The following is a 12,279-nucleotide window of genomic DNA, read 5'->3' on the forward strand; positions in this document are numbered from 1 at the left end:
TCAATGCTCCTCGACCGGCGCATCCAGACTGTCGATATTCCTGAGCTTGGGGAATGACAGCGCCCATATGACGGCAACGGCCAGCGTGCCGAAACCGCCGATCACCACGGCCGGCACCGCCCCGACGAGCGAGGCCATCGTGCCGGCGCGGAATTCGCCCAGCTCGTTCGACGCGCCGACAAACACCATGTTGACCGCATTGACCCGCCCGCGCACCTCGTCGGGCGTCCAGAGCGCAATCAGCGTCTCGCGCACATAGACCGAGATCATGTCGGCCGCGCCCATGACGGCGAGTGCCGCGACCGAAACCCAGACAGACGTGGAAAAGCCAAAGACCACGGTCCCCGCGCCAAAGATGGCAACGCCGACAAACATCAGCATGCCGGCCCGATGCCGGATGGGAAAGCTTGCGAGCAGGATCGCCGTCAGGATCGCCCCGACGCCCGGCGCCGAGCGCAGAAGTCCGAGCCCCCACGGCCCGACCGTCAGAACATCGCGCGCAAAGATCGGCATCAGCGCCGTCGCACCACCGAGCAGAACGGCAAAGAGATCGAGCGAGATCGCGCCGAGCACGATCTTCTCCGACTTGATGAAGCTGAAACCGGCCAGAAGCGAGGTCCATGTCGGCTTCTCGCGGGACATGCGCTGCGCCGGCTTCGGGATCATGATGACCAGAACCGAGCTCAGAAGCAGCAACGCCAGCGCGACCGCATAGGCAATGTCAGCTGAGAGCCCATAAAGCAGGCCACCGGCAACGGGACCGATGATGGTGGCGGCCTGCCAGGATGAGGAATTCCACGCCACTGCGTTGGAAAGATCCTCCGGCGGAATGAGGTTCGGCGCAAGCGACTGCACGGCGGGCGCCATGAAGGCGCGTTCCAGCCCGAAAAGCAGCATCACCGCAAAGACCGGCATGGGCGAGAAGGTGCCCGTCAAGGTCATGGTAAGCAGCAGGCCTGTCGAAATGGACGCAACGAACATGCAGACCGACACGATGGCCCGGCGGTTGTATCGATCGGCAACCGAGCCGGTGACCAGCACCAGCGCCAGCGACGGCAGGAACTGGAAGAGACCGATCAGGCCGAGATAGAACGGGTTCTTCGTCGCGTCATACATCTGCCAGCCGACGGATACGCTGACGATCTGCGTCGCAAAGGCGGTCAGGAACCGTGAGAAGAAGAAGAGCGAATAGGAACGGTGACGAAATGCGGCGAACCGGTTCACGGGGCTGACGGCTTGTGACATGGGGATGGACCTCGCGGCAGGACGCCGCCATTAAGCATGTTGACCGGGAGGAAAAAACCCGCCCTTGCCCGTTAACTCGCCAAAGACTACATAACTGTCAATCGAAAGATTGGAGCGGAAAATGCTGGCGGTTATCGCAACCCTCAATTTCATCATCAATATCATCTGGTTTCTGGTCATTGCATCGGCGATTTTTTCCTGGCTCTATGCTTTCAACGTGATCAACACCCGCAACGAAGCCATCAACATGATCGGCCGTTCGCTCTATCAGGTGACGGAGCCGATCTATCGGCCGATCCGCAAGATCCTGCCGAACATGGGCGGCCTTGATCTGTCGCCGCTCGTCGTGCTGGTGATCCTGTTCTTCCTGCAGCAACTGCTGAACACGACGATTGCCAGCGCGCTTCTCGGCGGCTGATGGCGCAAGCCCTGCCCTTTCAGGTCAATGCGGATTACGTCCGGCTTTCGGTGAAACTGACGCCGAATGCCGGACGCGACGGCATTGATGGCCCGGAAACGGGCGCAGACGGCGAAACCATGCTCAAGGCCCGCGTCACGGCCGTGCCCGAGAAGGGCAAGGCCAACAAGGCGCTGATCGAGCTGCTGGCCAAGTCCCTCAAGCTGCCGAAATCCTCGATTTCCGTCATCTCGGGCGACACGGCGCGCAAAAAAATCCTCCGCATCGATGGCGATACGGAGGATATTGAAAGAAAGCTCGTAAGCCTTCTGAAGTCGTAGGACGCTTACTTGGACTTCTTGTAGCGTTCGATCGCTTCAACGATCAGGCGCTTGGCAACGTCAACATCCTGCCAGCCGCCGATCTTCACCCACTTGCCGGGTTCCAGATCCTTGTAGTGCTCGAAGAAGTGCTCGATCTGCTTCAGCGTGATTTCCGGCAGGTCGGTATAGTTCATGACCTTGTCGTAACGCTGCGTCAGCTTCGGCACCGGAACGGCGAGGATCTTCTCGTCCTTGCCGCCGTCGTCTTCCATGATCATGACGCCGATCGGGCGGACATTGATCACGCAGCCGGGAATCAGCGGGCGGGTATTGCAGATGAGAACGTCGACCGGGTCGCCGTCTTCGGAGAGCGTGTGCGGCACGAAGCCGTAGTTGCCCGGATAGGTCATCGGCGTGTAGAGGAAGCGGTCGACGATCAGCGCGCCGGCTTCCTTGTCCATTTCATACTTGATCGGGTGACCGCCAACCGGCACTTCCACAATCACGTTGACGTCGTCCGGCGGGTTCTTGCCGATAGAAATTGCATCAATACGCATTCATCCATCCCTTTTGGCGGTGATTTCTTCGGCTGTGTCGATAAAGGCAAATGCATTGCAACGCAACATGGCCGTTGGGCTATGTTTAATGGTCATCGCCACCATGAGACTGGCGCAAGCCCATTCGCTTCGATAATCTTGCCCCGGGACAAACGGGGACGGTGACATGCGTGCGGGTTATGCGCTCTTCATTCTGGCGACACTGGCGGCCGGGCCTGCTTCGGCCAATTCGAGCACCTATACAAAACTCGATCTCGATCACTGCAAGAAACTGTCGAGTAGCGAAGCCGGTGCGCTGCTGAAATGTGCCGGCTATAGATCCTATCCGGTCTATTTTGCCGAAGACGACCTGCGCGAGAGCTTGCGCTATGGGCCGGCAGCCAAGGATCTGATCGAAAAGAGCTTCGAATCCTTCGCCCAGTTCAACAACATCAACATGACGATCGAGTGGCGGCTGGACGACGTGGGCAAACCCATTGCCGCAATCCAGCGCTGGTTCACCGACAATCCCGACCCCAGCACAGGCGCGGCGTCACCGAAGAATGCCGGGCAGGTTCTCGTCGTCTCCCGCGTTGCGCAGGAAAATGACGGCCTTTCCTGTGTTGTCGGCTATGTCGATGCGCTCGCAAATCCCACTGCCAACGATCTCGCCCGCAAGCTGGCGGACGACAATGCGGCCGACTTTGCCTGCGGCTATACCGAGCCGATGTGGGTGGGAACGAAGGGGCCAAAGGCCGGCACGCCCAGCAACAACCTGCCGGACCGCCTCAAGGCCGAATGATCAGTTCCAGAGGAAGCCGAGCTTCTTGAGTTCGGCACCGCCGAAATCTTCCGTACCCTCGACGGCATCAAGGCCGCCATGGTTGCGGAAGAAACGGATAGTCATTTCGCAATCCTCCAGGCACCAGGCGACCAGGCCACGGTAACCCAGAGACGCCAGCAGCGAACGACCCTCGGCGAAGAGGCGCGATCCGAGACCAATCCCCTGATATTCGGGCTTGAGATAAAGCTCGTAAATCTCGCCCTCCTGGGCAAGACCGCGCGCCCGGTTCTGGCCGACCGTCGCGTAGCCGGCAATTTCCCCGGCCACGTCGGCAACCAGAAGCGTTGCGGGGCCGCGCGAGGCGATCCGCCACCATCTTTCGCCACGCCGTTCGATCATCTTGACCAGCGGCTTGTGCGGTATGAGGCCGGCATAGGTGTGCTGCCAAGACTGGCGGTGCGCCTCGGAAATTGCGGGCGCATCCTGGGGGTCGGCCCGCCTGATATCGATCGTCAACGTCTTCATAACGCCACTCGTCCTACGCAAAACTTTACAGGTGTGAGGGCATCTTAACGACCCCCTCCCCGCGAGCGCCATGGCCATCATGGCCATCGCGGACCTTACCCACAAAAGATGCGGAAACTGCCTCTCAAGGGATCAGGACTGGCAGGAAGTTAACGCTATTTTAACCACGCCCGCAAGCGTCGGTGTGGATGAGTCTCGGCTAAAAAACAGGCGTGCGACGCGTCAGCCCAAACCTCACGAATTTGTATAGTTCCGGAAAGGCGTCCGTGAAGTGCGGCAGGCAATCTCCTCCTCGTCAGCAACACAGCTCACGACAAGCTGGCTCGAATGAAAAAGGAGATACACCATGAACCGCGCTCAAAAGATCTTTCTCGCCGCCGTCTTCGCACTCGGCCTGACCGGCACGGCCGCGTCTGCCGCCCCGATGGACCACTACTTCCCGGTCGTCGCCACCGCATCGGATGTTCAGGTCACCACGCTCGACATCAACGCCAGGAGCAACAAGGGATACAATTACATGCTGGCCCAGCCGGAAATCTACGCGGCTGAAGCCAAGGCCATGATCGGCAAGAACCCTGCCCTTGCAGCCCGCCTGCGCAGCATGAACGTCCAGCTGAACAATATCGTCGGCATCCTCAACGCAGACGATGGCAGCTTCACCGTATTCCTGCGCTGAACGCCCCTCGACTGATCCGATCCGCCAAACCGCCCGACCATGAAGGTTGGGCGGTTGACGTGTTGATGACAGCGTTAAGCCCCTGTTTTCTTACCGAACTGTATGCTTTCGGGAAACTTGGCGACAGAAATCGATGGCATATTGCCGTCAGGAACAGAAGCCGGAGACGGATGAACATGCGCATACTGGTCATCGAGGATGATGAGAAAATGTCTGCCTTCGTCGCCAAGGGGCTGACGGAAGCGGGCCATGTCTGCGACACGTTTCGCGACGGGCGCGACGGGCTTTTCCAGGCCACGCAGGACCGCGACCACTACGATGTCATGATCGTCGACCGCATGCTTCCGGGTCTTGATGGTCTCTCGGTCGTCAGGGCCGCGCGTGCCGCACAGGTGAGGACACCGGTTCTGTTCCTGACCGCCATGGGCGGCGTCGATGACCGCGTCGAGGGACTGGAGGCCGGCGCCGACGATTATCTGGTCAAGCCCTTCGCCTTTTCCGAACTGCTGGCAAGACTGAACGCGCTCGCCCGCCGGCCGCCTGTGCAGGAGCAGCGCACCGTCCTCAAGGTCGCCGACCTCGAACTCGATCTCGTGCGCCGCAAGGTGCAGCGCGCCGGCCAGAACATCGATCTGCAGCCACGCGAATTCGTCCTGCTGGAGGCGCTGATGCGCGCCGAAGGGCGGGTGCTGACGCGGACCATGCTGCTTGAGAAGGTGTGGGACATCCATTTCGACCCGCAGACCAGCGTGGTCGAAACCCATATCAGCAGGCTGCGGACCAAGATCGACAAACCCTTCGAGGTGCCGCTTCTGCACACCGTTCGCAACACCGGATACAGCCTCCATGCACCCAGCTAAATTCTGGCGCAGCACGCCATTCCGGCTGGCCGTAGCCTATGCGCTTCTCTTCGTGACATCGTCCTTCCTGGTCTACGCGGTGACCTACGAGATCCTGCGCCGCGAGCTCTATTCGGCGCTCGATGCCTCCGTCGCCGAAACCTATTCGGTCATGCAATCGACCTATTCGCCAGGTCGCGCGGACAATCTGGTCAGAGCCATGGAGACCTTCAGCAGCCTCGAAAAGGGCTATCTCAGCGTCTTCTATCTGGGGACGCCTGACGGAAAGCGCCTGGCGGGCAATGTCGAGACGTTCCGGAACGTTGCGGGCGTGCAGACTGTCACCGGAGAAGAACTCGGGATATCGACCGACGACAGCTTCCGCATCGTCACGGGGACGATCGATGGCAAGCCCCTGCTCGTCGGCCAGAGCGTGGAGGCGACCGAAGCACTGGCCGAGATCATCTTCGCCAGTTTTGCCTGGATGGCGCTGGCGACATCGCTTCTGGCGGTCGCGGTCGGGATCTTCCTGGCCCGGCGTGCGCAGGCGCGCATCCGGAACATCGCCCGCACCATGAACGACATTTCCGACGGCCATTTCGCCAAGCGTGTCGAGATCACCGGCCGCGGCGACGACATCGATGTCATCTCCGGCCAGATCAACGGCGCACTCGATCGCCTGTCGGACCTGATGGCGGGCATGAAACAGGTCAGCGCCGACATCGCGCATGACCTCAAGACGCCGCTCAACCGGCTGAAGGTCATTCTTGAAGATGCAGCCATCCGCGAGGAAAAAGGCCAGCCTGTCGGTGACCAGCTGCAGGAAGCGCTTGCCGAAAGCGATCACATCAACGGCACCTTCCAGGCGCTCCTGCGCATCTCGCAGATCGAGGCGGGCGCCCGCAAGTCACGCTTCGTCCATCTGGACATGAAGCACGTCTTCGAAAACGTCGCGGAGATCTTCTCGGGCGTGGCCGAAGACAGCGGACAGACGATCACCTTCCAGACGAGGGGCGGGGCGGCCTTTCCGATCGAGGGCGACAAGGAACTGCTGACCCAGCTGGCGGTGAACCTCGTCGAGAACGCCATCAACCATTGCCCGGCCGGCACGGAGATCGTCGTCGCACTGGAGCGCCGCGGTCAGGACTATGCCGCCATCGTCGCCGACAATGGCCCCGGCATTGAGGCGGCGGAACGCGAGAAGGTCTTTCGCCGTCTTTACAGACTGGACAAGAGCCGAAACTCGCCGGGCCACGGCCTCGGGCTGAGCATGGTCAAGGCGATCGCCGATCTTCACGGGCTGACCGTGATGATCGAGGACAATCAGCCGGGCGCACGCTTTGTCCTGACATGGCCCGGCCAGAAAGGCGCCTGATCCCCGGGAAGCGCTATTTCACCTCGCCATCCAGATTCGGCGCCAGCAGCCGCAAGGCGTTCAGGGTGACAAGAACGGTCGCGCCCGTATCGGCAAGGATCGCCGGCCAGAGCCCGGTGATGCCGGCAACCGTCGTCACCAGAAAGACGGCCTTGAGGCCGAGCGCAATGGTGATGTTCTGGCGGATATTGGCCATCGTGATCCGGGAGAGCTGCACCATGCGGGCAATGTCAGTCACTCGGCCGTGAAGAACGGCCGCATCGGCCGTTTCCAGCGCCACATCCGTGCCGCCGCCCATGGCAATCCCGATATCGGCGGCGGCAAGTGCCGGGGCGTCATTGATGCCATCACCGACCTTGCCGACAATCAGGCCTTGCGCCTTCAATTCGCCGACGATGCGCTGCTTGTCCTGCGGCAGAAGTTCGGCACGGACATCGTCCATGCCGAGCTGCGCACCGATCGATTTCGCGGTCCGGCTGTTGTCACCCGTCAGCATGACGGTCTTGATGCCGAGGCTCTTCAGCGCCTGCAGACCGTCGCGCGCGTCGGCGCGGGGCTCGTCGCGCATGGCAATCGCACCAGCGATCTCAGCGCCCGCAACGAGAACCGACACGGTTTTTCCTTCCTCATGGAGTGCCAGAATGCGCTGCCGAAGCTCCTGAGACAGGACCACTTTCTCTTCGGCGGCCTGCGGCGACCCCAGAAAGATCTCGCGCCCGTTGACGATTGCAGTCACACCCTTTCCGCCGATGGCCCTCGCCCGCGAGACAACCGGGACAGAAACGGCATCCGTTTCGGCTCGGGCAAGGATCGCCAGCGCGAGCGGATGGCTGGAGCCCGCTTCAAGCGCGGCTGCAAGGCCTAGAACGTCGCTTTCCGCGCTCGCCCCGGCGATCACATCCGTCACCTTAGGCTTACCTTCTGTCAAAGTCCCGGTCTTGTCCAGCGCAACCGCCGTCAGCCTGCCAAGCCCTTCGAGAACCGCGCCACCCTTCATCAGCAGGCCGCGCCGCGCGCCGGCGGAGAGGGCTGCGGCAATCGCTGCCGGTGTCGAGATCACCAGCGCGCAGGGGCAACCGATCAGAAGCACGGCAAGCCCCTTGTAGATCCACTCGCTCCACGGTGCGCCGAAGACCAGCGGCGGGACCAGCGCGATCAGCGCGCCCACCAGCAGGACGCCGGGGGTGTAGTACCGGGAGAAGCGGTCGATGAAGCGCTCGGTCGGGCTCTTCGCTTCCTGCGCCTCCTCCACCAGCCTGACGACGCGCGCGATCGTATTGTCGGCTGCCGCGGCGGTCACCCGAACCTTCAGCACCGCCTCGCCATTGATCGTGCCCGCAAAGACAGCCGCATCCTTTTCCTTGCGGACCGGCACGCTCTCGCCTGTGACCGGCGCCTCGTTGATCGCACTCGCGCCATCGACAATGACGCCGTCAGCGGCAATGCGATCGCCCGGGCGGACAACGATGACCGAGCCGATGGCCAGCGCATCGGCCTGAACCTCGCGGGTGCGGCCGCTCTCCTCAAGTAGCGCCGTCTTCGGAACAAGCGCCGTCAGCGACTGAATGCTCGCCCGCGCGCGGCCGGCTGCGACCCCCTCCAGCAATTCCCCGACGAGGAACAGAAACACCACCGCCGCGGCTTCTTCACTTGCGTGGATGAGAACCGCTCCCACGGCTGCAATGGTCATGAGTGTTTCAATGGTGAACGGAATGCCTGCAAGTGCCGCCGCAAGAGCGCGCCGCGCGATCGGCACGAGACCAACCAGCATGGCCACCGCAAATGCATAAGGCGCAATTGCCGGGACAGCAAACCCGACCAGATAGGCGACCAGAAGCGCGACGCCGCTTGCCATCGTTAGCGTTGCCTTACGCGAACGCCACCACGGACCATCGCTTGGACCATGGTCGTGCCCGTGCAGCTCCAAACCGGAGGAAACTACGTCATCATCATGCGAAGCGCCGTGCGCATGATGATGGCCTTGATGGTCATGGCCTGAGTGGTCATGGCCAGAGTGGTCATGCGCCTCATGATCGCAGCAACCGCAGGCGGCCTCAGCGTGCCCATGATCATGACCGGCATGCTCCGGATTCTGATGTTCGTCCGAAGTCGGCTTTTTTTGGGACTCGGCAGCGCCCTTCGCTGCCACGCCGTAGCCGAGCTTGCGGACCGTTTTCTCCACGGCAGGAAGCGTTTCTTCGCCGGCGAAATTCACGGTCATCGTGCCGGCCGTCGCGGAGACGGAGACATCCACAATCCCCGGCAGCCTGCGCACCGCCGTATCGATCTTGGCAGCGCAGCTGGCGCAGTCCATCCCCTCAACCCGATAGCGCATCTTACCCGACGTGACCGTCATTCTGGCCTCCATTGATCTCTTTCCCCATGCCTACACCCTCTAGTGACTGGAGGATCAAGCAGGAATTTCGAGATTATTTTGACGCAGGAATCAGGGAGTGTCCGGGAGCCAGATCAAGAGTGCCGGCGGATGACGCTGATATTTTGATGCGCTTGCATCTGAGTCCGGAGAAAGCTCACGGGGCGGGCTACTTGGTAATTATGCACTTACAAAAAATGCAGTTTTCTGCCGCACACCGGAGAGCTGACGTGGTCGATCCCAGGTCGAGCAAGCGCGAACCATGCGAGAAGGAAGGCCTCTCAACCTTCCGCAACCTCCACCCGGCAAATCGGGCTTTGCGCAAAAACAATCGCCCGCCGAATGGCGGGCGATCTTGTTCCGATATGCAGAATACCGGCAAAGTCTATCAGAACCGCATCAGGACAGGGTGTGCGTGATGCGTCCGTCGCAGATGGTCACGGCAACCTTGAGATCCGCAACGGCCTCGGGCGCGGTCGCCTCGATATCGCCGGTCAACACGACGACATCGGCGAGATAGCCGGGCTTCAGGATGCCCTTGCGGTCTTCCATGAATTCCACCCAGGCGCAGTTCTTCGTATAGCCCTCGAGAAGTTCGATCAGCGACAGGCGCTCGTCCTTCAGGTCATCGCGCCAGGTCTTGCGGATCAGCGCGCCATGAATGCAGGCAATCGGGTCGAGCGGCGTCACCGGCCAGTCGGTGCCGTGCACAAGCGTGACGCCCGTGTCCTTGATCGTGCGCCAGGCGAAGGCGAGCGGCCAGCGCTTCTCGCCGATACGGCCGAGATAGGGCTGCAGCGGCAGGTCGCCGGTACCCGGCGGATGGGTCGGCTGCATGGAGCCGACAACACCGAGCTCGGCCAGACGCGGCACGTCTTCCCGCTCGATCGTTTCGATATGCTCGATGCGGTGACGGCTGTCACGCGCGCCATTGACCTTGCGCGCATGTTCATAGGCATCCAGCACCTCGCGCACAGCACCGCTGCCGATGGCGTGAACGGCCAGCTGGAAGCCGAGACGATCGGCTTCGGCGGCAACCGCGTTGAACTGCTCGGCGGGGAAGAGCGGATCGCCATTCTCCTGCGGCCGGTCGCCATAGCCACCGACCATGACGGCGGTGCCGGATTCGACCACGCCATCGGCGAACATCTTGACGAAATCGCAGCGCAGGCGATCCGTGTTGTAGCGTTCGCGCCAGACGGCGGCCTTTTCTTCAAGCACGCTCAGCGGCATGAAATTCTTCATGTGATAGGGCATGCGCACGCGGGCCGGCAGGCCTTCCGTCTTCTCGATCTCGTCGAGGAGTTCCAGCTGGTAGAGGCTGCCGTCCATGTTCTGGAACGAGGTGATACCGAGCGAGGCACAATAGGCGAGCCCCTTCTTGAAGAGCGCGACGTCATTGGCGCGCTGTTCGGCGTTGACAGAGTCGGGATCTCCACCCGTCGCAATCCCGAAGCGTTCACGTCCGCCATTGGCGCCAAGTTCCAGCACCGGGCCCATCGCCTCGTTCTCGCGCAGTTCGCCCGAGGCAAGGCCATCGGCCGCCATGACGATCTCGTTGCCGACGCCGAGCGACTTGCCGTTCAGAATGCCGGCAGCCTTGAGAGCAGCCGTGTTCGCCCAGCCGGTGTGATGGTCGGGCGCGATCAGCAGAAGCGGGCGGTCCGGCGAGATCGCATCGAGCCTGTGGCGATCGGCGGCGGCATCGCCGAAAATGACGTAATCGGCACTGTTGCAGACCAGAAGCGGCAGATCCGGATTTTCGGCGGCGTAAGCGGTGATCGCCTTGCGCAGCGCCTCTTCGCCGCGGATCCCGATCAGCGACAATTGCGTCAGCCCGAGCGAGCCGCCGAAGATATGCATGTGGGATTCGTTGAAGCCGGGCAGGATCGTGCCGCCGGCAGCGTCGATGACGCGTGTCGAGGGGCCGGCCAGTTCCATGGCTTCGGCATCCGAGCCGACCTTGATGATCCGGTTTCCGGCAATGGCGACGGCCTGACCGCGTGGCAACGCGTCGTCCATCGTGATGACATTGCCGTTTCTGATGACGATATCGGCAGGTTGGCCCATGGTGTTCTTCCCTTTGGCAAATGCGTTCCATGGCGCGCCGGCGGAACCGGCGCGCTATTCAGTCTGTCGAGGAGTTGATCCCGGCTGCGCTTACTTGCGCAGGTTCGTCCAGATCTTGTTGTAGAGCTCGATCACCTCGGCGCTGCAAGGCGGCGAGAACTGGACCTTGAAATCGGCCGGACGCTTGAGTTCCGCAGACGCACCCAGATCCTTGTCGAGGAACTTCTCAGAACCGGTGATCCCGTTGCTGTAGGTTGCGAAGTTCGAGATCATCGCAGCGTTTTCGGGATCCATGATGAAGTTCTGGAAGAGCTTGGCGTTCTCCATGTTCTTCGCGCCCTTGAGCACTGCCACGTTGTCGACGAAGCCTTCGACGCCTTCCTTCGGGAAGCCGAACTTCAGCGTGGCGCGATTGGCGCGCGCGCGGTAGGCCGCACCGTCCCAGATGATGGAGGCATCGACGTCCTTGGACTGGAGCAGCGTGATCCCGTCATAGCTGAAGGTGCGCCAGGCGGGCTTGGCGGCCAGGAGCAGTTCGTTGATCTGCTTCAGCTCGGCCTTGTCGGAGGTGCAGAGCTTGAAGCCCTTGTAGTGCTCGGCTGCATGGATGACCGAGACCATGTCGTCGAGCACGTTGATGCGGCCCTTGAGTTCCGCCGGCGGGTTGAAGATGACAGCCCAGGTATCGATGTCGCCCTTGTAGACGCCGGTATCAACCGAAAGGCTGGTGATGCCGATCTGCCACGGAACGGTGTAGTGGCGGCCCTCGTCGTAATAGAGGTTCACCATCTCGGGCTTCATGTTCTTGAAGTTTTCCATCTTGTTCGGCTCGGTGGCCTCAAGAAGACCGTCCTTCTTCATGATGTCGACGGCGTAGTCGGACGGAACGACGATGTCATAGCCGGAGCCGCCGGCCTTGACCTTCGCCATCATGGATTCGTTGCTGTCATAGGTGTCGAGCGTAACCTTGACGTCGTACTGCTTCTCGAACTTCTTGATGAGGTCCGGGCTGGTGTAGTTGCCCCAGTTGTAGATATGCAGTTCGCCGGCTGCAAAGGAGGTGCTGGCCGAAAGCAGAAGCCCGGCGATGGCGAGAGAGGTCAGTTTCTTCATTTCTATTGTTCCCTTCTTGTTA

Annotated in this window: 12 protein-coding genes; 6 read left to right on the forward strand and 6 right to left on the reverse strand. The window is 61.4% G+C overall.

The features are described from left to right. Positions 1-1,245 carry an MFS transporter gene (locus tag LQK84_RS21240; protein WP_230830760.1) on the reverse strand — a complete coding sequence of 415 codons (1,245 nt, stop codon included), beginning with the start codon at positions 1,243-1,245 and terminating at the stop codon, positions 1-3. A gap of 121 nt (positions 1,246-1,366) precedes the next feature. Between LQK84_RS21240 and LQK84_RS21245 the strand changes: the two genes are divergently transcribed. Next, on the forward strand, positions 1,367-1,663 hold the full coding sequence (locus LQK84_RS21245; protein WP_230830761.1) for a YggT family protein: 297 nt from the start codon (positions 1,367-1,369) through the stop codon (positions 1,661-1,663). Further along, the gene (locus LQK84_RS21250) at positions 1,663-1,983 is read left to right on the forward strand and encodes a DUF167 domain-containing protein (RefSeq protein ID WP_230830763.1); all 321 of its coding nucleotides are present in this window, start codon (positions 1,663-1,665) and stop codon (positions 1,981-1,983) included. The genes LQK84_RS21245 and LQK84_RS21250 overlap by 1 nt, the downstream gene beginning before the upstream one ends. A 5-nt stretch (positions 1,984-1,988) precedes the next feature. On the opposite strand, the gene ppa is transcribed toward LQK84_RS21250, so the two are convergent. Beyond that, on the reverse strand, positions 1,989-2,522 hold the full coding sequence (ppa, locus tag LQK84_RS21255; protein WP_230830764.1) for an inorganic diphosphatase: 534 nt from the start codon (positions 2,520-2,522) through the stop codon (positions 1,989-1,991). Between the two features lie 166 nt (positions 2,523-2,688). Between ppa and LQK84_RS21260 the strand changes: the two genes are divergently transcribed. Continuing rightward, complete coding sequence (locus tag LQK84_RS21260; RefSeq protein WP_230830765.1) at positions 2,689-3,303, forward strand: hypothetical protein; 615 nt, start codon at positions 2,689-2,691, stop codon at positions 3,301-3,303. Here the strand turns inward: LQK84_RS21260 and LQK84_RS21265 are convergent, their stop codons facing one another. After that, a complete protein-coding gene (locus LQK84_RS21265; protein ID WP_230830770.1) occupies positions 3,304-3,810 on the reverse strand; it encodes a GNAT family N-acetyltransferase in 507 nt (168 codons plus the stop codon). Between the two features lie 346 nt (positions 3,811-4,156). On the opposite strand from LQK84_RS21265, the gene LQK84_RS21270 reads away from it, so the two are divergent. The 3 genes from LQK84_RS21270 (at position 4,157) to LQK84_RS21280 (ending at position 6,700) form a co-directional block, all read left to right on the forward strand. Then, positions 4,157-4,486, forward strand: a complete 330-nt coding sequence (locus LQK84_RS21270) for a hypothetical protein (RefSeq protein WP_230830772.1) — start codon at positions 4,157-4,159, stop codon at positions 4,484-4,486. 176 nt (positions 4,487-4,662) lie between these two features. After that, positions 4,663-5,346 carry a winged helix-turn-helix domain-containing protein gene (locus tag LQK84_RS21275; protein ID WP_230830773.1) on the forward strand — a complete coding sequence of 228 codons (684 nt, stop codon included), beginning with the start codon at positions 4,663-4,665 and terminating at the stop codon, positions 5,344-5,346. Continuing rightward, the gene (locus LQK84_RS21280; protein WP_230830774.1) at positions 5,333-6,700 is read left to right on the forward strand and encodes a sensor histidine kinase; all 1,368 of its coding nucleotides are present in this window, start codon (positions 5,333-5,335) and stop codon (positions 6,698-6,700) included. The genes LQK84_RS21275 and LQK84_RS21280 overlap by 14 nt, the downstream gene beginning before the upstream one ends. Before the next feature lie 13 nt (positions 6,701-6,713). On the opposite strand, the gene LQK84_RS21285 is transcribed toward LQK84_RS21280, so the two are convergent. From LQK84_RS21285 to LQK84_RS21295, 3 genes are all read right to left on the reverse strand, one after another. Next, complete coding sequence (locus LQK84_RS21285; protein WP_230830776.1) at positions 6,714-9,056, reverse strand: heavy metal translocating P-type ATPase; 2,343 nt, start codon at positions 9,054-9,056, stop codon at positions 6,714-6,716. A gap of 417 nt (positions 9,057-9,473) precedes the next feature. After that, positions 9,474-11,144 carry an amidohydrolase gene (locus tag LQK84_RS21290; protein WP_230830778.1) on the reverse strand — a complete coding sequence of 557 codons (1,671 nt, stop codon included), beginning with the start codon at positions 11,142-11,144 and terminating at the stop codon, positions 9,474-9,476. A gap of 90 nt (positions 11,145-11,234) precedes the next feature. Further along, a complete protein-coding gene (locus tag LQK84_RS21295; RefSeq protein ID WP_230830781.1) occupies positions 11,235-12,257 on the reverse strand; it encodes an extracellular solute-binding protein in 1,023 nt (340 codons plus the stop codon). Between the last annotated feature and the right edge of the window lie 22 nt (positions 12,258-12,279).

Origin of the sequence: Rhizobium sp. C4, assembly GCF_021026315.1 — a bacterium.
Classification (GTDB): domain Bacteria; phylum Pseudomonadota; class Alphaproteobacteria; order Rhizobiales; family Rhizobiaceae; genus Ensifer_A.

Excerpts from the sequence above, each read along its gene's own strand:
- LQK84_RS21250 (WP_230830763.1), top strand. The coding sequence starts at position 1,663 with ATGGCGCAAGCCCTGCCCTTTCAGGTCAATGCGGATTACGTCCGGCTT.
- LQK84_RS21275 (WP_230830773.1), top strand. The coding sequence starts at position 4,663 with ATGCGCATACTGGTCATCGAGGATGATGAGAAAATGTCTGCCTTCGTC.
- LQK84_RS21290 (WP_230830778.1), bottom strand. The coding sequence starts at position 11,144 with ATGGGCCAACCTGCCGATATCGTCATCAGAAACGGCAATGTCATCACG.
- LQK84_RS21270 (WP_230830772.1), top strand. The coding sequence starts at position 4,157 with ATGAACCGCGCTCAAAAGATCTTTCTCGCCGCCGTCTTCGCACTCGGC.
- LQK84_RS21265 (WP_230830770.1), bottom strand. The coding sequence starts at position 3,810 with ATGAAGACGTTGACGATCGATATCAGGCGGGCCGACCCCCAGGATGCG.
- LQK84_RS21240 (WP_230830760.1), bottom strand. The coding sequence starts at position 1,245 with ATGTCACAAGCCGTCAGCCCCGTGAACCGGTTCGCCGCATTTCGTCAC.
- ppa (WP_230830764.1), bottom strand. The coding sequence starts at position 2,522 with ATGCGTATTGATGCAATTTCTATCGGCAAGAACCCGCCGGACGACGTC.
- LQK84_RS21245 (WP_230830761.1), top strand. The coding sequence starts at position 1,367 with ATGCTGGCGGTTATCGCAACCCTCAATTTCATCATCAATATCATCTGG.
- LQK84_RS21295 (WP_230830781.1), bottom strand. The coding sequence starts at position 12,257 with ATGAAGAAACTGACCTCTCTCGCCATCGCCGGGCTTCTGCTTTCGGCC.
- LQK84_RS21285 (WP_230830776.1), bottom strand. The coding sequence starts at position 9,056 with ATGACGGTCACGTCGGGTAAGATGCGCTATCGGGTTGAGGGGATGGAC.
- LQK84_RS21260 (WP_230830765.1), top strand. The coding sequence starts at position 2,689 with ATGCGTGCGGGTTATGCGCTCTTCATTCTGGCGACACTGGCGGCCGGG.
- LQK84_RS21280 (WP_230830774.1), top strand. The coding sequence starts at position 5,333 with ATGCACCCAGCTAAATTCTGGCGCAGCACGCCATTCCGGCTGGCCGTA.